This window comes from Limnoraphis robusta CS-951 (assembly GCF_000972705.2).
The window spans coordinates 1-22,790 of sequence record NZ_LATL02000040.1 but is presented as its reverse complement, the minus strand read 5'-3'; the positions used below and the strand labels follow the sequence as shown (position 1 = coordinate 22,790).

Here is a 22,790-nt window from a genome sequence, read left to right as displayed (position 1 = left end):
CCCCATCACCCCATCAACCCCGGCAATTTTTAACTGAGAATGAAACAGCCCTGCCAGTCCCCCCGTTAAGATAGCATTTTCAGAATGTCGGGGGGGGTTAGGCATCAGGAGACTCTCAACAGTGACCAGTTCTCAAAATTTGCTGTAGAATGACCCATAATAGGACAAAGAGGAATTGGATATGATAGTAAAATCTATCCACCCAACCTCTGATTCGTGTGAGGAGAGAGAGTAATGTCAGACCGTTCAATCAAAGCTTGGCTGCTAAGTCCGGCTATTTTAAGCGCAAGTTTGATCGCGTCATCGGCGGCGATCGCAGAAGTCTCTGTTACCTCAGAGACAGAATCAAAAATCTGGGAAATCGCTACAGAAGCTACCCCATTGACAACAACGTACCCTGAACTCACCGTATCAGAGCCGTTGGAACAGTTAGCTCAAGTTCCTGTTAATCCTCATAGTGCTGGTGTAGGCGCACCGCAAAACCTCAGTCAAGTACAGGTTTCTGACTTAGACTCTGGGATGAATGGGGCTGATCCGGTGAATGTCAACTCTTCTCAACAGCTTAATGAATATTTTCGAGAAGGTCGAAATTCTCAGAAAAAACAGCAAGTCACCTCTGTTTCTCAGTTGTCAGACGTCCAACCAACAGACTGGGCGTTTCAGGCGTTACAGTCTCTCGTTGAACGCTATGGCTGTATTGCAGGATATCCAGATGGAACTTATAAAGGAAATCGGGCTTTAACCCGTTATGAATTCGCCGCCGGGGTAAACGCTTGTTTAGAACGCATTAACGAACTAATTGGTGCGTCTACTGCCGATCTGGTAACACGCGAAGATCTGGCTAAACTGCAACGGTTGATGGAAGAATTCGCGGCGGAACTGGCGGCGTTGCGCGGACGAGTCACAGTTCTCGAAGCCAGGGCTGCTGAACTTGAAGCCAATCAATTCTCCACAACCACTAAATTAAGAGGGGAAGTCATCTTCTTTATCGGAGATACTTTTGGCGATCGGGCAGAATACACCACAGTAAGTGGCCCGAACGTTGATGAAGAAGAAGACCCAACTCAAGCCTATTTCGGCTATCGGGCGCGTTTAAACTTCGATACAAGCTTCACCGGGGAAGATTTACTGCGAACTCGTTTGCAAGCACGAGATGTTCCCAACTTGAGTCGCGAAAACCTGACGAATACTTTAATGAGTCGTCTCGGTACCGATGGCGGTAGCGAAGATTTTACCCTCGATGACCTTTATTATCGTTTCCCGATTATGAACGGTAAAGGTCAGGTCTATTTCGGTGCGAAGAGTTTAGACTTGGATGATATTCAAGATCCTCTCAGCCCCTTCCAGAGTACAGGTGGCGGTGCGTCCTCTCGTTTTGGACGGTATAACCCCACAACCTTCCGTGGCCCTGAAGGAACAGGTTTAGCGTTGAAGTATCAATTTAACGATAAACTGCGAATTAACGCGGGTTATTTAGCCAGCCAGGATGATGCTCCCAACCCAGAAGAAGGTCGAGGTTTGTTCAATGGAAGTCACTCCGCTTCTCTTCAACTCCTCTACGAACCTTCAGACGCCCTGGCGTTTAGTTTGGAGTACAACCGTCGTTACTTCCGAGAAGATGATGTCAGCGTCAGTGGCGGAACCGGAAGTTTCCTCGCCAACCGACCCTTTGGAGATACCGCCACAACAACCGACAACCTGGGTGTTCAAGTTAACTGGCGAGTCGCTCCGATCTTTGAAGTTGGCGGTTGGTTTGGTGCAACTTGGGCCGATGATAAAGGCGGTGGCGAAGGTGATGACCTTGATGCAACCATCATCAACTTTGCGGTGACGTTAGCATTTCCTGATCTGCTGAAAGAAGGCGATTTAGGCGGTATTATCGTGGGGATGCAGCCGAAAGTGGTTTATCACACCCTTGAGCGTTTAGAAGAAGAAAAAACCGGAATTCACATTGAAGCGTTATATCGTTTCCAACTGAGCGAATACATTGCTTTAATTCCGTCGGTTTTCATCGTGACTGACCCTGAACATACGGATGAAAACGATACGGTTGTCGTGACGACGTTTAGAACTCAATTCCGTTTCTAAAACACGTTACTCACCACTAAGACACAAAGACACAAAGATTCTCTCTTGGTGTTCTCTGTGTCTTTTTGGTTTTTATTGATAAAAAAGGGTCTATTTATATTGATTAAAGACGATTAAAAATATTAAAAGTTCCCGGAAAAAGATCCTGTTTTATTCCCAAAAAATTGAAGAATAGCTAGAGAAGATCTAACCGCTCAATAGAACCAGAGTTAATCCGAGGAATTTACAGGGATGTAAGCGTGATTAAACGCCTATTAAACCTGAACTGAATTTGTTTTTAACTCCCGCTCTATTGTCCCTTCTCCTCACTGCAAAAAGGTCATCAAACTCAGTTTTTTCGTGTGAGGAAATTCGACGTGTCTAGAAAATTTTTGTCTTCCTGGTTACTCAGCCCAATTCTTTTGGGTATCACTGCAATGATCGCATCGGGAGCGATCGCAGAAGAATCTCCAAGCGCTTCTGAAAATCCCGATATTGCCGATGCTAATTCGGTTTCATCTCCTGAACAATTGGCTCAAGTTCAAAACTCCAATACCTTCGATCAATACACTTCTGAAAGTCAAACACAAGCCCAAGTTACTTCTGTTAATCAACTCTCAGACGTTCAACCGACGGACTGGGCGTTTCAAGCCTTACAATCTCTTGTAGAACGTTATGGTTGTATTGCGGGTTATCCAGATGGTACATTCAAAGGAAATCGCGCCTTAACTCGCTTTGAATTTGCCGCCGGACTGAACGCTTGTTTAGATCAAGTGACCAACCTTTTAAGTAGTGCAACGGCTAATTTAGTGACTCGCGAAGATCTCGCTTTATTGCAGCGTTTACAAGAAGAATTTGCTGCGGAATTAGCGAGTATTCGCGGACGAGTTTTGGCTTTAGAAAGCCGCACTGCTGAATTAGAAGCGAACCAATTTTCCACGACAACTAAACTCACGGGAGAGGTGATCTTTCAGGTGGGGGATACCTTTGGCGATCGCTCATTATATAATGTGGCAGGTGGCCCCAACACGGATGATAGCGATGACCCAACGCAGACTTATTTCGGCTATCGGGCGCGTTTGAACTTCGACACCAGTTTTACCGGGGAAGACCTACTGAGAACCCGTCTAGAAGCCAAGGATATCCCCAATTTAAGCGATGTGGGTTTGAATAATAGCCTGATGACGCGCACGGGTACCGATGGCACCACAGACGGCTTTGAATTGGATGATTTGTATTATCGCTTTCCTCTGGCCAATGGTCGCGCCCAAGTCTATGTCGGGGTGAAAAGCCTAGACTTAGACGATATTCAAGATACCGTTACGCCTTTTCAAAGTACCGGGGCGGGGGCGGTATCTCGGTTTGGACGTTATAACCCCACAACCTTCCGAGGGCCTGAAGGAACGGGCGCTGCGGTCAAATATGCCTTTAATGATAAGGTACAGGTGAATGTCGGCTATCTGGCGAGTGATGAAGATGCACCGAATGCCAGTGAAGGTCGAGGCTTGTTTAATGGCAGTCAGACGGCTTCAGCCCAGGTGTTATTTGAACCCAGTGATCGAGTCGGTATTGCTGTAGAATATAATCGCCGTTATTTCCGTGAGGGGGATGTAAATGTTAGCGGCGGAACCGGAAGTTTTATTGCGAACCGTCCGTTTGGAGATAGTGCAACCACCAGTGATAATTTAGGCGTACAAGTCAACTGGAAACTGTTAAAAAACTTTGAACTGGGCGGTTGGTTTGGTTCGAGTTGGGCGCAGCAAAAAACCAATGGCGAAGATGAAGCAACGATTCTCAACTGGGCGGTTACACTTGCATTTCCAGATGCGATTCGTGAGGGAGATTTAGGGGGAATTGTTGTCGGAATGCCGCCGAAAGTTGTTGATCACGATATTAATAACTTAGAAGATCGGGATACTTCTATTCATCTTGAGGCGTTTTACCGCTTTCAACTCAATGATAATGTGGGGATTATTCCGGGATTTTATATGGTTACAGATCCCGATCACAACAGTAACAATGATACCACTTGGGTCGGAACATTGAGAACTCAATTCCGCTTTTAAGGCATTGTACAAGACTGACAAACTTGTTCAGTTATCAACTCGGTTTCTGGTGGCTTTTTCCATTGAGAAACCGGGTTTTATTCCGTCAAATCAAGACCGGAATATTTTCTCTTCGTGTCTTTGTGTCTTTGTGTTTTTTGATCCGGCTTTCCGAAGGAATAAAGATCTTTTTAACGCCGAGCATCCGAAGATCACGACTGATTGCTAAACTCGCAAACTTGGCACGGACTCAAACTCACTCAAATAGCTTTTGATTGAAGTCGAAAAAACGGGCTTTGAGGCATGATCAGAAGAATTTTTGATTCGATGTGAAAAAGCCTGATTGTTCATCCAATCTCCCAAATTAGGCATTTCTTGCTTACAATGAGGGCAATACCAATAAATTTGGGAATGACGGACGTGACGGAGTAAGGTAGATGAGCAGCAAGGACAGTTATTCATGATTGGTGCTTAATTAAACTTCTGATTTTATGAGATCGTAAATTGAACAATTAAAGACTTTGATGATTACTCACTTTCCTGAGAAAAATCAGTCTTTAAAATCTCCTTAAACAGAAGGTATTCTTCAACCGAACTTTCCGCTAATAATAAGGTTTTAGCGGCCGGACTCAGCCTCAATTGATCTTGAGATGTAAGCTGAAAATCTTGTTCGAGAATCAATTGACTATTTTTCAGTTTGGAGAAAGCCAATTGTGGCGCTAACATTTTTAAATCGAGTTCGGGCATGAGATAATCAGGATGCTGCAAAATCCAGTGATAAGTTCGAGGGTCAGTCTGGGCTAGGTGATCAACCGCTTTCGCTAAAACTCTCTCAATATCAGTTGGACTCGGCAAACTGAGCAAAAAGTTTTTCAAAATGTTAAGCTTGGCTTGGCTTTGAACCTGGAGGACATCAACCGCAATATCAATATAGGACTGATCCTCTTGAGGCTGAGACTGGAACAAAACAGGTCGATAATTCGTTAATAGAGAGAAGGGATTCAATGTCGTTTTAGATGGCTCAATATTGCTCGGATCGACTGGACAATTCCCAGAGTAATCGGGTTTCCCAATCCTTAAACCCATAGTCATAAAAATCACCTCAACCCTTGCATTCTTAAGGTACTTTTCAAGCCTAGCGAATCAATGTGAGGATTTTGTGAGATCAAAAGCCCAAAAAATTTAAGTTTTTCTTAACAATATCAGGTGGGGTTAATCCGTCCACCCCAAGAAAACTCGAATTTGATTGACTAAGTTTTGCGCCTGGAAGGGTTTAATAATCACCCCACTCACCCCTAAATTGAGATATTCCTGCTGTTCACTAATTTTGGCTTTTGCGGTTAATAAAATAGTCGGGATGTGCTGAGTTTGAGTCTCAGCCTGTAACTTTTTAAAGGTGGCCGGCCCATCTAAATTGGGCATCATTACATCCAATAAAATCACATCGGGTTGTTGAGCGATCGCCTTTTCTAACCCCTCTTGTCCAGAAGAAGCAGTAATCACATCCCATCCGGTGATCGCTTCTAAAGTAATTTGGATAATATCACGCACGCCATCTTCATCATCAATCACCAAAACACGTTTATTATTCATCACTTTTTTCCTCTATCTTTACCGGAATACTAAAATAAAAGCAACTTCCTTGATCGAGAATGCTTTCTACCCAAATTTTACCGCCATGTTGTTCAACGATGCTGCGACAAATTGCTAGTCCTAAACCCGTTCCTCCTTTTTGACGAGAGTCGGACGCATCAATTTGGTGAAACCGCTCAAAAATACTTTCCATTTGATCAGGGGGAATTCCTCGACCTTGATCGCGAACAGAAAATAAAACACTTGCAGTCGGAATATTACTGACAAATTCTCGAAATTCCGCTTCTACACTCAACTGAATCGTCGCTTCACTCATCGAGAATTTGATCGCATTACTAATTAAATTCGTCAACACTTGAATCATCCGATCGCCATCCGCTTCAAACTCAATATCTTGGGGGAAAATCTCCAAAATAATCCCGACTCGATTTGCCATCACCTGCATTTGATCTTGAGCAACCCGCAATAAATCCGCCGCATTGACTCGATGTTTAACCAGTCGAATTTTGCCACATTCTAAGCGTTCCAACTCTAGAATATCATTAACCAGTCTCACTAGCCGTTCGGTACTTTCAGCCGCAATTTTAATCACCTGTTGTCCTCTTGCAGACTCGGGTGCAACTAAACCTGTTGATAATAGATTCAGAGCGCCATGAATCGCCGTGAGAGGGGTTCGTAATTCGTGACTGACAACAGAGATAAACTCATTTTTCATGCGTTCTATCGCATAGCGTTCGGTAATATCTTCCCCTATGCTCATCGTACCGAGTGCTTCTCCTTGTAAACTTTGTAAGCGGGTGTTATTCCAAGCAATAATTTTTTCTTCTCCCGATTTCGTAATAATGGTATTCTGATAATAAGTATGAAGTTGATGATCGAGGATTTCGTTAAAAAATTCACGAACTTGAGATCTTTGAGACGCGGGTAAAAACGTGATAAACCAATCTTGTCCTAAAATTTCCCCTTGAGTATATCCTGTCAACTCTAAGAAAAAAGGATTAACATAGTCAATGGTTCCTTGTTCATTTAAACCCACAACTGCTAAACGGACATTTTCTAATAAAGAACGCCAACGTCGTTCAGATTCTTGTAACGTAGCTTCAGCTTGTTTGCGATCGTTAATATCTGTAATTGACCCCACAAACCCTTTAATACTACTATGAATATCGGTTTCGGCGACAGCTTGACCAAAGACCCAAGTGATGCTTCCATCTGCTCGTTGAAAGCGATATTCTAACTGAAAGGAACAGTGATCGCGCACGGCTTGTTCCCAAGCTTGAAATACCCCATCTCGATCATCAGGATGTAAGGCTTTGATCCAACCTTGACCTAATGCTTCTTCGGGTGAAAGTCCGGCAATTTGACACCATCTTTCATTGACATATAAACAGTTTCCCGCAGCATCCCGGCGAAAAATTCCTACAGGTGAAACTTCTGTTAGAGTAGCATAACGTCGTTCACTTTCTCGCAGGGCGGTTTCAGCCTGTTGACGTTCTTTCATCGCAGCAACCCGTTCACTAATATCACGTAAAATAGCGGTGTAAGTTTTGGTATTTCCGAGTAGCAGTTGGGAGATAGAAGCTTCTGTTGGAAATTCGGAACCATCTTGGCGACGCCCATAAACCTCTAAACGTTCTCCACTACTATGAGTGGTTTGATATTTCCAATCAAATTCTTGAATATGTTGACGGTAAACGGAAAGAAAGCGTTGCGGAAGTAAAATGTCTAAGGGTTTATCTAAGACTTCTTCTGCTTGATAGCCAAATATTTTTTCAGCCCCTTTATTAAAGAGGATAACTTTTTGAGCTTCATTGACCGAAATAATCGCATCATTAGCATTATCTAAAATTCCAGCTAAACGAGCTTCTGAAGCTAACAATTCTTCGGCTAAAATCGCTCTAGCTTCAATTTCGCGCTGAAGTTTTGCATTGGTTTTTTCCAATTGACTGGTGCGTTGTTCGACTAACTGTTCTAAATGATCGCGATATTGTTGCAATTCTACTTCGGCTTGTTTGCGATCGCTAATATCGTGATACACACCAATTACAGCAACCATTTGACCCTGATGATCAAAGATTGGGACAACAATCGTATCACAAATTCCCTGAGTTTTGTCTTGGCGAATGAAGGTCATCTCACTCAACCAATACCCCTGCTGTTCGATTTGTTTGAGCATCGATTGAGTAGGAATAGGAGTTCCTTCGGGATAATGAACTAAAGCCGAAGTTTGTCCGATGACTTCTGTTTTACAGTAGCCAAACATTCTTTCTGCGCCTGGGTTCCAATCAATAATTCGACCTGTTAAATCGGTCATAATCACCCCATCATAAATCTGCTCAAAAATCAGTGCGTGTCGTTGTAGGGTTTGTTCGGCTTGTTTCCGTTCAGTAATATCAGTCGCGATCAAGACGACAGTGGTGAAGATATTATTCACCCAAATCGGAGCAATTTGAGCCGTATAGACGCGAATTTCTCCATTGGGATTCGTCATCACATATTCAAGACTTTGAACCTGTTGTTTAGTGAAGACTTGCTCAATAATCGCGCTAATAGTTAACTGGTTTTTACAGGGAAATAAATCAATAAAAAGCTCCCCTAAAACCTGTTCTTGAGTCATCCCTTGAGCCGTGCGATTGGCGAATAAAATACGACCCTTGCTGTCTAACTCATAGATATAAATCGGTGCATTAGAAGTGATTGAATGTAAACGTTGAGCGAGAGTTCGATAACGAAATTCACTGTCTCGTAGAGCCGCTTCAACTTGTTTACGGTCGTTAATATCGATCCAGTAGCCAACAATTTCTAGGAGTTTACCGCGTTGGTCTGTGACTAACCGTAGTTCATCTTGTATCCAGTGATAAGTTCCATCCCCATGTAAAAAGCGGTATTCATAACGATGTTGTCCCTGTTCAAAAACGCGAGGTAATTCTGCAAAAATGCGGGGTGCATCTTCGGGGTGAATGTGTTGCGCCCAAAAGCCTGTATCTGCAAATTCTTGACTTTTATAACCTAAAACCGACTGCACATTATCGCTGATAAAAGTCGCCCCCTCATGTCCCGAAGCCGGACTCGAATAAATAACAATTGGACTGGAGATAATCAGGTGTTGCAGTCGGGCTTGAGCCATTTGTAACTGCTCTTGAGTCAGTTGACGTTCGTTGAGGTCTTGTAGTACCCTTTGATTAGCATTTTGCAGGGCTTGAACGTAGAGGGCGAGTTGTTGTTCAAGTTCGGTTTGAATGGTTTGTAATTGCTCAATTTGGATGAGAAATTGATCGGTTTGACCACCGAGTAAAATTGCCACTCCCCCAATGATGACCAGACTAGAACCAGCTTGAATTAAACTAATTGAAGTTGCACAAATAAAAGTCAGATAGGCAATGTAGGCGAAAAGAAATGTTATACTAAGTAGAGCAGTTTTCAGTCCTCCCCAACTGGCGATTAGAGCAATTGCAGCCATTAGCCCTAAAAATTTTTCGCTATAAGGTTCTCCCGTCAACTCAAAAACTTCTAGAAAAATGATGAAGACCAGCGAAAGGATTCCTCCAATCCATACAGGAGGTTTGAAGTTTAATACAGGAGACCAAATTGACGGGGAAGAAAACATCGCTATGTTTACGCTCAAGTTAGGATAGGCACTTTATCCTATAGACAAATCAATAATACTGGTGCTACAGATCTTGATTCTAACGTAATTTTTTACCAAAATTGCCGCACACGCCCCTACCTTCAGGTATGGGGATATAAGGCTCTTTCTAATGCTATAATAACTCTACTGGCAGGGTATTCAACCAGTTGAAAAACCCAGCATCTAATCGATGCAATGAACCTTGAAAACTTAAGGTATGGGGTTCTTGCCAGGAATGCTTTGGCAAGATAAAATCTTAAAGCACCAAGTACAGAGAATCAAACATTTTTTTCTCAAGTACGGTAGGGCATACCGAAACTATCTCTGAAATGGGATGAACGACTGGGGAGACTCACCCCTCTGGAGTAAGTTAGGAAACTAGCTTGCTGTAAGGGTTGTCAATGAATCAGTAATCCAAAGCCGTGAGGCTTGGAGAATCCCCTTTCTTTAGAAATGGGGAGTATGTCAAGAAAGTAATCGCGCAGGCAACGGGTGATCAGTTGTACTTTCAGTGTTCAATTGGAAGACATTTTTCGCCGCAGTTGACTTCGTTCGAGACAATTGAGAACCCGTGCAATCAGTTCCGGTTCAACGAGGGGTTTTTGAATATAGTCATCAGCCCCCGCATTCCAGACTTGCTCTACGATTTGACGATTGCGATCATCACAGAGAATAATAATCGATAAATCTTGCCAGTGCGGCTCATTACGAACCACTTGACAGAGTTCAACACCGCTTAAATGAGGCATTGTCAGATCTAAAATTAGCAGATCGGGGGTGGATTTTTCTAAAGTTTGCCAAAATTGTTGGGGGTCATCAAGCAGAATCAGGTGAAATCCCCAAGGTTCTAACACCATTCTGATCCGATCTAAAATCTCCGGTTCGTCATCAATAATCAGAATTTTGGCTTGGAGTGGAGAAGCCGGATACAATACCCGCGTCATCGCATCAATCACTTGTGAAGGTGAGATCGGTTTTTGCAGAAATCCCCGTCCCCCTAAACGGGCGACTTTGACGCGATCGGCAAAGCTTTCTTTGGCGGTAAACACCACAACAGGTAAAGGCTTAGTATTAGAGTTGAGTTCTCGCAGGAGTTCAAACCCCGCTTCTGTGGAGTCGGGAAAACTCAAATCCAATAAGACAATATCGGGCGGATTATCTTGAATCAATTTTCGCGCCTGTTGGGGAGAAATAGCAATTTCAGTCTGAATTTGACGGGCGATCGCAACAGTCGCAATTCCTTCGGCGAGGGCGAGATCATCATCAACGATTAATAATCGAGGCGTGGAACAACCCGAAAGTTCCTCAGAATCAGCAGTTGGCAAGGGTAATGCAGGAGGAACGGGCGTTGCAGGAGTCAGACTCAGTTGACTGTTGAGATCGACAAGCAAGGCTGACAGTTGTGCGATCGCTTCAGAAGACAGTTGAGTTTCAGCATTCAACATTTGTTCGATTTCACGACAGTGTTGAGAAGCTTGATTAAACCCAAAGCTTCCGAGAGAACCTGCGAGGGTGTGAGCCTGTGAGAGCGCTTGTTGGAGTAAGCTGTTATCGAGATCACCTGCTTGTAAGGCTTTGGTGGCTTGTTCGAGAACGGAAATTCGGGTGAGATAGCTTTCTCGGTGTTTTTTCCAGATGCCGCTTAAATTAACAGTAGGAGAAGTGCTGATCACAGAGGTGGGTTCAGGTAAAGCCAGTGCATCGTTAGGGGTTGAGGCGGATTTGAGTCGATATCCTAACCCATAAACGGTTTCAATCCAATCACTTCCGGCGCCTGCTTGTTTGAGTTTTTGTCGTAAGCCTTTGATTTGGGTTCGCACAGCCGATTCTGAAGGCGGATCATCAAAAGACCAAAGATGATCGAGTAAGGCGCTTTGACTGAAAATACGCTCGGGATGACGCAGAAATAATTCTAACAGTTCGTATTCTTTGGCGGTGAGTTTGAGGGGGGCATCGCAGTAGGTGACTTGACAGTTTCCGGGATCGAGTTTAATTGCGCCCCATTCTAAAATCGGGGGTAACGTGTTGTTTCCCCGACGCAATAACGCCCGAATTCTCGCTAATAGTTCGGACATTTCAAACGGTTTGATCAGGTAGTCGTCAGCGCCCGCGTCGAGTCCTTCAACTTTTTGAGAACTGCTATTTTCTGCCGTCATTAATAAAATAGGAGTGCGATCACCTTGACTGCGTAGGCGTTTACAGAAGTTAATGCCATCGAGTTTGGGAAGCAGTAAATCCAGCAAAATTAAATCATAGGTTAATGCTTCTGCGAATTCCCAACCCATTAGACCATCACTGGCGAGATCAACGACGTAACGTTGACGGGTGAGTGCGTCTTCGAGTCCTTGTGCTAGCCCTCTGTCATCTTCTACCAGCAGAATTCTCACTTAGACCGATTATCCTCCCTCTGATGGTTGTCAGCAGTCTGGTGACTCACAGATCAATGCGAAGTTCTGAAAATGTCTTTAGATCCTGAAAGCTCAAGCTTGAGCGGTGATTCGGTTTGCTTCTTAATTATAGGCTGTACTCTCTTACGAACTTCGCTCGCGCCGGAAACCGCCAAGTCGCAACTTTTCGCAATCTCTGAATTGGTGTCGGGAGGAAAACTTGCTCAGGCGCGTTAATATCTGCGATCATATCATTGTGTGAGTTTTTAGTTGCCGTGAAACAATTCCTGACGCTGGTTGTACGTCTTGAACCTGCCGCAGAACAGCAGAAATTGCTGGATGACAACTAGAACGAAGTCGGGACCAATTGTAACGGCCCGAGTCCTAACTCTTGGGGAGAAAGCGATCGCACTTCTAAAAATGCCATCATATCTTTAAACCCCGGCTGACCCCGAGAAGCCCCTGTTAACCCCATCGCAATGATTAAACCACACCAACCTTGAGTCATCTGACAGCGCGTGTCCCATTTTTCACGGGCTTGTTGATGGGTGGGATCATCTTCTAAAAATTCTCCTAACAGGTGAAGATCTCCATCTTCAGTTCTTAAAATACAGAGATCATAATTGCAACCTGCCATCGGATCTTCACCGGGGTTAAAACAAATGCCCGTTAGTCCTCCAGCTTCTTGTAAACTCTGAATGAGAGTTTGAGCTTTTGGCTTAGAAGTTTGAATTAAAATGATAGGTAAACCATCACCATCTTCAGGAATATTGACTTCTGCGGCTTGATGAAACTGGGTTTGAGTTCTGAGATATTCTGCCGTTTCCCAAGGAACAACTCCCAAACTCAGGAAAGATTTAGCAGGGACTAAATCATCCCGCAGGATAGGCATTTCTAAATCTAACTCCTCATCATCATCGTCGGTTTCGGCGGCGGCTGCCATTTCTAAAAGTTCGTTAGCGACTTCTGGAAGGGTTTCCACCGTCACTAATATTTGTTTTTTTTGGGTGCTACCCGGAAAGGGAATGCGATAGCGACGAGAAAGGGCGGGAAACTGATGGGATTTGAATTTGTGTTTAAAATCTCGTAGGAAGCGATGCAAAGCTTCTAGGGTGACTAATACAGCCGCCGCTTCTTCCTCATAGAGAATTGAACGCAAGCCTTCTAACGGATGTAAATTCCCAAAGTTCGGCTGTACTTCTGAAATGGGTAGCGAGCCTAAATTCTCATCGTCCTCAAGATCCTCAAAATCACTGATGCGTTCATAGGTGACAAATAAGCAGTCTTGAGTCAGGAAGGCTTCTTCTAAGTTATCTTTGGGCTGATGTTGTACGACTCGCTCCCGAAAGCGTTTCAAGGAGTCTAAGGAGCGATACATCAGAACACCATAATCCATCCCTAATTTACCGAGGGTGGAAATGTAGAGGGTGCTGACATCAAATTCATTGAGTTCTACCGAGAGAATTTGGTGTTCGCCGAGTTTGTCCCAAGGGCCATCTTGCCAAATGGTGTAGGCTTTTTCTTGTAGGCTAGAAGCGTGTTGAGGCGGTAACTGAGGGGGACGACTTTCTGCGACTTCTTGCAGTCCCCGAAAGATTTCATCAATCAGGGGTAAGTCGGGGACATATTCAATCGTGATGTCTAGCTCTTGGAGAACACCCCTCAAGAAAAACTGGATTTCGCGATCTTTGACGACTATTTTTTGAGGACGAGCCGCAGGAGTTGGACTTTGAGGATGTTCAATAGCTCGTAGTAAGGTTCGCACGGTGGCTTCCGGCCCCAGGTCAGATGCTACCATATCCATCGCTCGTACCATTCCTTGAGATCCGTCCACCCAAATAATACATTCGCTACTGGCTGACTCATCTCCATCGGGGTTAGAACTCGACTCAGGAGACAGGGAACGGCGATCGCCTTCCCACACACTCGGAATTTGGGGTAAGTTTTGCAGCCGACGTAGGGTTGAGCGATTGAGACGTACCATCTAATACAATGTTCCCGTTGGCAATATTGATGTTGGGGATTTCCTTGGATCAAGGTTCCGCCAAGTAACGCTGACGAGCGTTTATTTAAAGCTTAGGCTATAGACGATCGAGATTGCTACAAACAACAATTTGTTTTACTCGGACTGAGTGAGCCTGAACAACACCGCTACAAAACTGTAGCATCCGATGCGCCTTTCGGTGATTCGGCTTCAAAAGTTCGCGCTTGGGTGCGGTTACTGATCTTAACCCTTCAAGGGGGGATGTGACAAATTTTATTATAGCTTGAGTTTTCTGCTGGCTTTCTGAAGACTTGGTAAAATACAACCAGGTAGACAACGATGACACCGTTGACCTGATCAGCACTATAGATTAAGGAGTCGAGCCAAATCCATGACACAAACCGCTCAGTCTCAAGCTCAAGGAATTCAAATGACCGATTCTGCAATGAAGCAAGTTCTCCTGCTCAGAGAAAAGCAAGGAAAAGACTTGTGTTTGCGGGTTGGGGTACGTCAGGGGGGATGTTCTGGAATGTCTTACCTGATGGATTTTGTGGATGCAAGCACTATTCAAGAGGATGATCAGATTTTTGATTATCAAGGTTTCCAAGTGATTTGCGATCCCAAAAGCCTTCTCTACATCTATGGCTTAATGCTTGACTACAGCGAGGCTTTAATTGGTGGAGGATTTCAGTTCACGAATCCGAATGCGTCTCAAACTTGTGGCTGTGGTAAATCTTTTGCCACCTAAAACCCCCGAGAATAGTCCCGAATTGTAAACTTTTGTTTGCAAATCCCCTGAACGGTAAACCTTGCTAGACGATAGGTAATTGGCAAGATTCAGATGAGTCTGATTCTTGCTGAGAGCCTATCGTTGTCTATAGCGCTACTTGAATCGGGAACAGGGAACGGGGAACAGGGAACAGCAGACTATGAAAGGGTTTCAGAATCTAAAAATGTCCTAACCAATTTGCGTAGTGCTATAGTTGGGCTAAAATTCTTACTGTTGAGAGATTGTCAGTTTGACCCTATGAAAACGCCTGAAGAACTGTTTAAGGAAGGTTTTGAACGTTATCAAGCCGGAGAAGATCCCCAAGTGCTGATTCCTGTATTTCAGGACGTTTGCGATCGCGCTCCCAAAAATAGCAATGCTTGGACGAGTCTGGCCTGGTTGTATTTACTGGCTGATAAACCCTCATCGGCTTACAAAGCGGCGAAGTCTGCCGTTAAACTCAATCCCCATGATCCTCAAGCGAGAATTAACCTGGCGGTGGCGATGCTGGATCTCGATAAAAAAGGCGTGAGGACTCATGTGGAAATCGCCCAACAAATGATTATGGCTGACTCAGAATGGCTTGATGAAGTCAAGAAAAATTTTGAGGATGGCTTAACTCGAAAACCTAACTGGAAAAGCCTGACTCGCGTTCAAAAATGGTTGTTGGAAATTTGAGAATTCTAATAAGTATATTTACCTGAATCTCCTTCAGGAGTAGAATGATTTTTGGGTGTTCTTCAGAGGGATAGATGAAGGCTGTAGCCTTGATTTAACGAGGGTTGAGAGATGATTAAGGGTTGAAAGATGATGTAGATTTGTTGAGATTTTGTAACAAAAAATTATATAAATTCATCAAAAATTGAGCCAACTAATGATAAGATTTGGAAACTTCAGTCATTAACAATCTTGATTCACGGTTGACAGTAATTTTTGATAAAGCAAGGAGTTGTGAGAGCTATGAGTATCGATAATACAGTCCACGTTAAAGCAGAAACCCGTAATCATAAAGGTTTCTTTGTACAGCAAGCGGCTTACGAACTAAAGAGTATTGATGATTCGGGTTGGGCGCTGATTTGTTTAGATGATGCAGTTTGCTACTACGTTGATCCCGATAACTTAGAATCAGACTCAGATGATGATTCAGAAGAATCTGAGAGTTAAATAACATTTCACCGATAAACACTGACTAAGAGAGATTAAATTTTGAAAAAAGACTGGGTTGGGGTAGCTGTCCTGAAAAAAGGAACAGCTATTTTTTTGTGAAACCGAAAAGGTGTAACATAGTATGAAGATAGTTAAATTTCAAAATACAGTTCTCCCCAGTGCAGAATACTGCTTCTTCCTCCGCTCTGATACCCGTAGCTGAATACTTTAAACTGCTTTCTGAAGTGAGTCGCCTACAAATCTTAAACTGTTTGAGATCGGGAGCGATGAACGTCACGGAGATTTCGGAAGCCACGGGTTTAGGACAAGCCAACCTCTCAAAACATCTGAAAATTCTGACTCAAGCGGGGATTTTATCCCGTCAACCTGTTGGAGTCAGTGTTTACTATGAAATTAATGATCCGCTAATTTTTGAATTGTGTGAACTCGTTTGCGATCGCTTGAGTGATCGAATTCAACAGCAAGCTGAAGAAATTAAACAACTCAAAACATTGCACTCTCCCCACTAAAGCGATCGCCGGGGTGGAGATTAATTAAGATTGTTGGTTGTAAGGTAATTTTGCCAATAACAACGCTAAACCACAAGTATTCGTAATTCCCGCAAACATTAACCCCGCACCCACAAAACCACTCAACACTAAAAACCCAGGAGAAACAAACGCACCCAATAGGGTTCCGGTCAACACTAACGAACCTGCAACAATTTGCACCTGACGCATGAGGCTAAGGGGTGCTTTTTTGTTAAGTTTTGTTTGATAACCCTCAGCTTTCCAAGCATTGAGTCCCCCCTCTAAAGTGACAAGATTTTCAACTTGAAAGCCACTGGCGACGAGCTGTTGAGCGGCTTGAGTCGAGCGACGTCCACTCTGACAATAAACGACGACTTTTTGACCTTCGTTGGGAATTTGACTGGGATCGAATTTGGATAAGGGGACTAAAATTGACCCGGCTAGGTGTTCGCCTGCGTATTCGACAGGTTCACGCACGTCTACTAACGTTACCGCTTGTTGCGCGAGCCACTGCTTGAGGATGGCGGCTTCTATCGCTTCGGGTTGATCGATGGTTGTTGTGCTATTCGTCATCATCTCAAGTCCTCTGGGAGTTGGTATTTTTTTGAGCAAGGTTGCTTTAATTACTATATTACTATACAGTTAAAGTCAAGGATTATAGAAATGGCGATCGTGATGAAAAAGACCTGTTATCGTCTGTTTATCGGACTTGTAGCCATCGCTGCGTTATTGATATACCATCCCAGCTTCGCCCAGGCTGAAACGAACCCCAGTGAATTGGCCCAAGCCGTTCAAGAAATCGAACTTCTCGATCAGATGAGATCCGGTTTAGCCTCAACCCTGGAAGGTGGGACGGAAGAACCCACAGGAGAAACCTTCAAACAAGTCTGTAAACCCGTAGGAATGCGAGCCAAACAGCTTAGTGAAGAAAACGGTTGGCAAGTCAAGCAAATTGCCAAAAAATATCGAAACCCCGCCCATGCACCCCAAAATTTGCACGATCGGATGGCACTTGCTAAGTTTGAACAAGATCCAGAATTGATCGGATTTTGGGATCGCGAAACCCTCAACGGAACCGAAGGAACCCGCTATTATCGTCGAATTTCCGTTGAAGCGAGTTGTCTGGCTTGTCATGGTTCTAAAAATTCTCGTCCTGAGTTTGTTCAAGCCAAATATCCTCAAGATTTAGCTTTTGATTTCCAAGTCGGAGATTTACGGGGGATGTATTCTGTATTTATTTCTGATTTACAAGCTGCATTACAAACTGATAATTAAACCCTGTGGAGGTGAATCAAAATGCTCAGAAAACAACAGGCAATTTTATCATGGTTTTTAATCTTGATTCTGGTATTAACTCTCAACTTGAGTTATTCTCGACCCGCCCAAGCTGTTGTCAGCAAACAACTTGAAACCCCTGAACAAATTCTCTATCAATCTCGCCATACTTTACGGGATAATACGGGAAGTTCCTGGCAAGTTGTCTTGTTTAAACGAGTAAAATCCGGTGAATTGCGTGAGATTAATTTACGTTTAGTGGGCTTTCCGGGTGAGGTAGAATTTGCTCATGTTCAACCTTTAAAAATTCAGGATGCTGACAATATTTTAGAGGCGGATGATGTGTTTAGCGAAAAATCTCCTGCTCCAAATGTGGGTCAATATGATATTAAACCCATTTTATCTCAATTGTCAACCCATCATTTAATTGAATTGAGATTACCCTTAGAAAAAGAGCGAACAGTCAAAGTTCCTCCTGCTGTGATTATAGAATGGCAAAGCATTTAACAGGGAACAGGCAAGAGGCAAGAGGCAAGTATAAAAACCCGGTTTCTCGCAGAAACCGGGTTTTTGGGGCGTACTCAGAAACAAGATTGCTAAACTCGCCCCTTCTTTGCTGATGCTAACTAACTTTTGCCATTAGACTTAGCTTTAGAATTCGCTTGAGTTTTGGCTTCTAGACTTTCTAAGCGACTCCTCAATTCTTGGTTATCTCTTTTAACCTTATCGAGTTCTTCCCGCAGTTGTTTAACGGCTTTATCAGAACCGATATTTTTCTGTACCTTTTGAACTGCTTCTTCTGCTTTTCGACGAACTCGACCATCGAGAGTTTGGTCAGCTAAGTCATTTAAAACAGCAATGGCTTTGGGAGTTTCCATCTGTTCTAAGGCGACAACAACCGCCACTTGAGTGAGGAAAAATTCTTCTTTTGAGAGTTCTTCCAAACGCTGTAAAATGCGTTCAAGATTGATGTTATTTTGACCTGTTGAAATGCTTCCTAACGCTCGAATTGCAGCTAACCTTAAGGCTTGAGGAACCGTTGCAACGCTATAGCTGAGGATTAAATTGAGGGCGGGTTCTGAGGTTTTCATCCGACTTAAACCAGAAATCGCTGCTGAACGTAATACCTCATTCCAACCCATTCGTTCTTGCAATACCAATTCTAACAGTTTGATTCCGTTTTCTTCGGTGAGCGCTTCATCAGGATTTCCGGCGACCATTTCACCGATAGCAGTAATGGCTGAAGCTTCCACAGAATAACTTACATCTCCCTTTTCAACAATAGATTTGAGGGCTTGATAGCTGGCGGGTATTTTAATCTTAGCTAGGGCGTTGACAACCGCCTGACGCACTCTCGAGTTCGAGTCTTCTAACCCGACAATTAACCCAGCAAAGGCTTGATCGAGTTTAATTTTATTTAACTGTTTGGCGATTTCGACACGTACACCCCAAAACGGTTCATCTTTGAGGGCTTTGGAGAGGGTTTTAACGACTTCTAATCCGCCTTTTCGGGCTAATGCTTCGGCTGCAAAAATACGAGAAATGGGATCAGGATCGAATTGTAATTGTGCTTTTAGTTCAGCAACCGGATACTCTAAGCTAACGGTTTTTAGCGTGTTATTTCCCGCATCAAAACTGATGTATTTTGGTTTTTCTGAGAGGGGAAAATAGAAGGATTGTTCGGCTTCATGGATGCGAACCGTAAAGGTTTGAAACTGGGGTGTAGTTTCGTCTTGACTCAATTTTGGTAAATAGCCAAAGGCAATCGGAATTTTCAAATCAAACAAGTTGGTTTCACTGATTTTATCACTGGTTTTAGCTTGCTTTTGTTTAACCGTAATTTTAGCAAGTTTATTTTCACCATCCCAACTATAAGAAACCTTATAATCTGGATGTCCACCCCGATATACATATTGATCAAATAAAAACAGCAAGTTGCGTCCAGTTGATTGCTGAATCGAACGCAGTAAATCAAAGGTTTCTACGGTTTTGTGCGCGTTATTTTGAACGAAGGTATGAATCGCTTTGGTAAACAGTTCATCGCCTAATTCGGTGCGAATCATGTGATAAACACAAGCCCCTTTTTCGTACAAATGACGATCATATAGTTCTATGGCTTCTCGATAAATATGAGTGACAATGGGGCGACGATAACGAGAGCGATCTTCTGATAAATAATTGCGGGTTTCGGCGAGTCTATAATAGGCGGCTTCCTCTTTTCCATATTCATGTTCTGTCCACAAGACTTCTGAATAAGTCGCCATTCCTTCTTTGATCCAAGCATGAGACCAATGTTCAATCACGACTAAATCACCGAACCATTGGTGAGCGAGTTCGTGAGCGACTAAACTTTCTGTACTGCGGTTATCAATTGCAGCTTTTTCATCGAGTAAACAGCGATCTGTTAATAGAGTAGTCGAGGTATTTTCCATTCCTCCAAAGATGAAATCATCGACACAAACTTGAGCATATTTCGGATAGGGATAAGCATACCCAAAAGTTTGAGAGAAAAATTCCATCATTTGGGGTGTTTTACCCATGCTGCGGTGAGCATCTGCTTCGCGGTTTTTCTCGACATAATAGAGAACGGGAATGTTATTCCATTCGTCTTTAATTTCGGCAAATTCACCGACCGCTAAGGTCATTAAATAAGTGGGATGAATTTGTTTTTGTAACCAGTGATAGATGATCTTTTCACCCTGAATTTCGGAGTTGATCAGTTCACCGTTAGAAATAGCAATAAATGGCTGGGGAACTTGCACCCGAATTTCTGATGTAGCGAGTTGTCCGGGATAGTCGAAGCAAGGAAACCAAAAACGTGAGTCTTCGTCTTCGCCTTGGGTCCAAACTTGAGTCGGTTTATCGGGATAATCAGCGTTTGGACTGATAAAATAGAGTCCTCGTTGGGGGTGATCGACATGATAGGCGATCGCGATCTTGATTAATTGGTCAGCTTGGGTCGGTTGGCTGAGATAAATATCAAGCTGTTCACCATCATAGTCGAAGGATTGATCGACTTGATCAATTTTCACCGCCTGAATTTCTAAGTTAACCGCATCAAGCCTCAGTGTTTCAATTCCACTTTGCACGGGTTTTAAGTTAATGGTACAATTCCCGTGAAAGGATTTGTTTGGAATGTCTAGCACCAGGTCAAGAAAGATATGTTCAACTTGTCCGGGACGGTCGGGGTTATAATGCGGACGAGCGCCGGGTAACTCAAAGGATTTTTGGCTGTCGGTCTCGGTATCAAAATAGGAGTGCAACATTTAGTAACTCTGAAGCTACAGTAAAAAAACAAACAAAACACCGTGTTTGCTGCTCTATTATAGATGAAATTTGGCAATTAATCCTCTAACTCGTTGTTGAATTGGGATGAGGCTAACAGTCTGATGGGGTTGTTGTTTTTTCACGAAGAGCAACTGTAACCTTTTGATGGATTTTCGTTGCGGTGAATTTTAGTCGTTTCAGGAAAATATTTCGGTAAAAAAAAACAACTGAATTGAAGCTCTTATATCGACTCATTTATAATTTTGAAAAAATAAAGTTGATCCTCTTGTTTGGCTTGGAACTGAGAAGAAAAGCTTAAGAATAAAGAACAAATTGATCATCTTAAAACCGTTTGGACATCTTGTAAAAACCAAGGGTTTTCGGGAGTGCGAGCAGAATATTACAAAGTTTTAACGAGATTAACTTGACAAACCTGTTATTTTATAGTATAAAATGTCAACAATATTTGATAATTAGGTTGCAACTCAACCGAACCCAGCTTAAAATTTAAACTCTAAAAGCAAAAGCTCAAATCAAGGTTCACAAAGGATGAAGCTGGCAGCACGAGTCGAGCAGGTTACACCGTCCCTAACGTTAGCGATCTCAGCCAAAGCCCAGGCTATGAAGGCTGAAGGAATTGATGTCCTCAATTTTAGTGTAGGAGAACCTGACTTCGACACGCCTGATCACATTGTCGCGGCGGCAAAGCTTGCGCTAGACGAGGGCAAAACTCGCTACGGGCCAGCGGCTGGCGAAAAGAAGCTGAGACAGTTAATCGCAAACTCCCTCAACGAACAGACGGGTTTATCTTATCAAGCCGAGAACATTATTGTCACCAATGGCGGGAAACAGTCGTTGTACAACCTGGTAATGGCAATGATAGAAGCTGGAGATGAAGTGATTATTCCGGCGCCTTACTGGGTCAGCTATCCCGAAATGGTGAAACTGGCAGAGGGAAATCCGGTGATTGTTCAAACTTACAGCGATACCGGATATAAAATCACCCCTGAACTTTTACGTCAGTCCATCACCTCAAAAACTAAACTGTTTATTCTCAATTCTCCCTCAAATCCGACGGGAATGGTTTACTCTCCCGATGAAATTCGAGCCTTAGCAGAAGTTGTTGTAGAAACAGGAATCTATGTCGTTTCTGATGAGATTTATTGTAAAATCATCTACGATGATGCTAAACATTTAAGTATTGCGGCAGCTCATCCTGAGAGTTATAAATACACTTTTATTAGTAGTGGTTTTGCTAAAGCCTACGCGATGACAGGCTGGCGATTAGGATATTTAGCAGGTGATGCTCAGGCGATCAAAAGTTTAACCCGTATTCAAGGTCATAGCACTTCAAATGTTTGTACATTTGCTCAATATGGAGGCATTGCCGCTTTAGAAAGTTCTCAAGACTGCGTAGAAGAAATGCGATTAGCCTTTGCTAAACGGCGAGAAGTGATGTATGAAATGCTGAGTCATATTCCGGGAATTAGTTGTATTAAACCGGATGGTGCCTTTTATATGTATTTGAATGTTAGCAAGTTTAATCTCACTTCGGTTGATTTTTGTAATGCCTTACTTGAGGAAAAACAAATCGCTGCTGTTCCCGGAATAGCCTTTGGAAATGATGATCATATTCGCTTATCTTACGCGACTGATTTAGGAACAATAGAAACGGGTATGAAACGCTTAGAAGAATTTGTGCGATCGCATCTTTAAGAAAGAGTAGGGGCGGGTTCTGTAATGATGTTTGTTACCCAAAAATAACTGATATAAACCCGCCCGGATGATGTAGGGGCGGGGTTTGTGTAAGTTATAGCAGGTCGCGCTGGCTTGTTTACAAGGGTCTAGCCTTGAATGTTACCACCAAGACACAAAGACACAAAGAAGTTGTAAACATTAACCTGCTCATTGCTATATTGGTGGGAAAATATATATTGATTCGGAACCCGCCCCTACAACATTGGTGAGGAGGAAAGGGCGGGTTTATGCAGGTTATTGATAACAGACAGACATTTATTCGGAACCCGCCCCTACAACATTGGTGAGGAGGAAAGGGCGGGTTTATGCAGGTTATTGATAACAGACAGACATTTATTCGG

General features: G+C 43.3%; 16 protein-coding genes. 9 read left to right on the top strand and 7 right to left on the bottom strand.

Annotation, left to right across the window (positions count from 1 at the left end):
* Window positions 1-234 precede the first annotated feature (234 nt).
* Window positions 235-2,088, top strand: a complete 1,854-nt coding sequence (locus tag WN50_RS03215; RefSeq protein ID WP_046277920.1) for an iron uptake porin — start codon at window positions 235-237, stop codon at window positions 2,086-2,088.
* Window positions 2,089-2,444: 356 nt separating this feature from the next.
* A complete protein-coding gene (locus WN50_RS03210; RefSeq protein WP_046277919.1) occupies window positions 2,445-4,133 on the top strand; it encodes an iron uptake porin in 1,689 nt (562 codons plus the stop codon).
* A 507-nt stretch (window positions 4,134-4,640) separates the two neighbouring features.
* Here WN50_RS03210 and WN50_RS03205 read toward each other — a convergent pair.
* The 5 genes from WN50_RS03205 to WN50_RS03185 form a co-directional block, all read right to left on the bottom strand.
* The gene (locus tag WN50_RS03205) at window positions 4,641-5,204 is read right to left on the bottom strand and encodes a hypothetical protein (RefSeq protein ID WP_049557851.1); all 564 of its coding nucleotides are present in this window, start codon (window positions 5,202-5,204) and stop codon (window positions 4,641-4,643) included.
* A gap of 120 nt (window positions 5,205-5,324) precedes the next feature.
* On the bottom strand, window positions 5,325-5,705 hold the full coding sequence (locus tag WN50_RS03200; protein WP_046277918.1) for a response regulator: 381 nt from the start codon (window positions 5,703-5,705) through the stop codon (window positions 5,325-5,327).
* Window positions 5,698-9,312 carry a PAS domain S-box protein gene (locus WN50_RS30740; protein ID WP_053221421.1) on the bottom strand — a complete coding sequence of 1,205 codons (3,615 nt, stop codon included), beginning with the start codon at window positions 9,310-9,312 and terminating at the stop codon, window positions 5,698-5,700. Before WN50_RS30740 ends, WN50_RS03200 begins: the two co-directional genes overlap by 8 nt.
* 536 nt (window positions 9,313-9,848) lie before the next feature.
* Window positions 9,849-11,720: a response regulator gene (locus WN50_RS03190; RefSeq protein WP_046281702.1), complete on the bottom strand. Its 1,872-nt coding sequence runs from the start codon at window positions 11,718-11,720 to the stop codon at window positions 9,849-9,851.
* A 346-nt stretch (window positions 11,721-12,066) separates the two neighbouring features.
* Window positions 12,067-13,704 carry a DUF6930 domain-containing protein gene (locus tag WN50_RS03185; RefSeq protein ID WP_046281701.1) on the bottom strand — a complete coding sequence of 546 codons (1,638 nt, stop codon included), beginning with the start codon at window positions 13,702-13,704 and terminating at the stop codon, window positions 12,067-12,069.
* A gap of 391 nt (window positions 13,705-14,095) precedes the next feature.
* Between WN50_RS03185 and WN50_RS03180 the strand changes: the two genes are divergently transcribed.
* From WN50_RS03180 to WN50_RS03165, 4 genes are all read left to right on the top strand, one after another.
* Window positions 14,096-14,452 carry a HesB/IscA family protein gene (locus WN50_RS03180; RefSeq protein WP_046281700.1) on the top strand — a complete coding sequence of 119 codons (357 nt, stop codon included), beginning with the start codon at window positions 14,096-14,098 and terminating at the stop codon, window positions 14,450-14,452.
* A 279-nt stretch (window positions 14,453-14,731) separates the two neighbouring features.
* The gene (locus WN50_RS03175) at window positions 14,732-15,151 is read left to right on the top strand and encodes a tetratricopeptide repeat protein (protein WP_046281704.1); all 420 of its coding nucleotides are present in this window, start codon (window positions 14,732-14,734) and stop codon (window positions 15,149-15,151) included.
* Window positions 15,152-15,433: 282 nt separating this feature from the next.
* Window positions 15,434-15,637, top strand: a complete 204-nt coding sequence (locus tag WN50_RS03170; protein ID WP_046281699.1) for a hypothetical protein — start codon at window positions 15,434-15,436, stop codon at window positions 15,635-15,637.
* Window positions 15,638-15,798: 161 nt separating this feature from the next.
* On the top strand, window positions 15,799-16,149 hold the full coding sequence (locus WN50_RS03165; RefSeq protein WP_046281698.1) for an ArsR/SmtB family transcription factor: 351 nt from the start codon (window positions 15,799-15,801) through the stop codon (window positions 16,147-16,149).
* A 24-nt stretch (window positions 16,150-16,173) separates the two neighbouring features.
* On the opposite strand, the gene WN50_RS03160 is transcribed toward WN50_RS03165, so the two are convergent.
* The gene (locus WN50_RS03160; RefSeq protein WP_046281697.1) at window positions 16,174-16,725 is read right to left on the bottom strand and encodes a rhodanese-like domain-containing protein; all 552 of its coding nucleotides are present in this window, start codon (window positions 16,723-16,725) and stop codon (window positions 16,174-16,176) included.
* A gap of 87 nt (window positions 16,726-16,812) precedes the next feature.
* On the opposite strand from WN50_RS03160, the gene WN50_RS03155 reads away from it, so the two are divergent.
* Window positions 16,813-17,424, top strand: coding sequence for a Tll0287-like domain-containing protein (locus WN50_RS03155; RefSeq protein ID WP_235440815.1), 612 nt, complete (start codon window positions 16,813-16,815; stop codon window positions 17,422-17,424).
* 21 nt (window positions 17,425-17,445) lie between these two features.
* The gene (locus WN50_RS03150; RefSeq protein WP_046281696.1) at window positions 17,446-17,931 is read left to right on the top strand and encodes a DUF3122 domain-containing protein; all 486 of its coding nucleotides are present in this window, start codon (window positions 17,446-17,448) and stop codon (window positions 17,929-17,931) included.
* 119 nt (window positions 17,932-18,050) lie between these two features.
* Here WN50_RS03150 and WN50_RS03145 read toward each other — a convergent pair whose 3' ends face one another.
* Window positions 18,051-20,690, bottom strand: coding sequence for a M1 family metallopeptidase (locus WN50_RS03145; RefSeq protein WP_046281695.1), 2,640 nt, complete (start codon window positions 20,688-20,690; stop codon window positions 18,051-18,053).
* A 550-nt stretch (window positions 20,691-21,240) separates the two neighbouring features.
* On the opposite strand from WN50_RS03145, the gene WN50_RS03140 reads away from it, so the two are divergent.
* Entirely contained in the window at window positions 21,241-22,407 is a 1,167-nt protein-coding gene (locus WN50_RS03140; protein ID WP_046281694.1) for a pyridoxal phosphate-dependent aminotransferase, read from the top strand.
* The last annotated feature ends 383 nt before the right edge of the window (window positions 22,408-22,790 follow it).

What these genes read in the sequence shown, in the direction of transcription:
- WN50_RS03215 (WP_046277920.1), top strand. Translation starts at nt 235, where the DNA reads ATGTCAGACCGTTCAATCAAAGCTTGGCTGCTAAGTCCGGCTATTTTA.
- WN50_RS03205 (WP_049557851.1), bottom strand. Translation starts at nt 5,204, where the DNA reads ATGACTATGGGTTTAAGGATTGGGAAACCCGATTACTCTGGGAATTGT.
- WN50_RS03200 (WP_046277918.1), bottom strand. Translation starts at nt 5,705, where the DNA reads ATGAATAATAAACGTGTTTTGGTGATTGATGATGAAGATGGCGTGCGT.
- WN50_RS30740 (WP_053221421.1), bottom strand. Translation starts at nt 9,312, where the DNA reads ATGTTTTCTTCCCCGTCAATTTGGTCTCCTGTATTAAACTTCAAACCT.
- WN50_RS03185 (WP_046281701.1), bottom strand. Translation starts at nt 13,704, where the DNA reads ATGGTACGTCTCAATCGCTCAACCCTACGTCGGCTGCAAAACTTACCC.
- WN50_RS03180 (WP_046281700.1), top strand. Translation starts at nt 14,096, where the DNA reads ATGACACAAACCGCTCAGTCTCAAGCTCAAGGAATTCAAATGACCGAT.
- WN50_RS03175 (WP_046281704.1), top strand. Translation starts at nt 14,732, where the DNA reads ATGAAAACGCCTGAAGAACTGTTTAAGGAAGGTTTTGAACGTTATCAA.
- WN50_RS03170 (WP_046281699.1), top strand. Translation starts at nt 15,434, where the DNA reads ATGAGTATCGATAATACAGTCCACGTTAAAGCAGAAACCCGTAATCAT.
- WN50_RS03160 (WP_046281697.1), bottom strand. Translation starts at nt 16,725, where the DNA reads ATGATGACGAATAGCACAACAACCATCGATCAACCCGAAGCGATAGAA.
- WN50_RS03155 (WP_235440815.1), top strand. Translation starts at nt 16,813, where the DNA reads ATGGCGATCGTGATGAAAAAGACCTGTTATCGTCTGTTTATCGGACTT.
- WN50_RS03150 (WP_046281696.1), top strand. Translation starts at nt 17,446, where the DNA reads ATGCTCAGAAAACAACAGGCAATTTTATCATGGTTTTTAATCTTGATT.
- WN50_RS03145 (WP_046281695.1), bottom strand. Translation starts at nt 20,690, where the DNA reads ATGTTGCACTCCTATTTTGATACCGAGACCGACAGCCAAAAATCCTTT.
- WN50_RS03140 (WP_046281694.1), top strand. Translation starts at nt 21,241, where the DNA reads ATGAAGCTGGCAGCACGAGTCGAGCAGGTTACACCGTCCCTAACGTTA.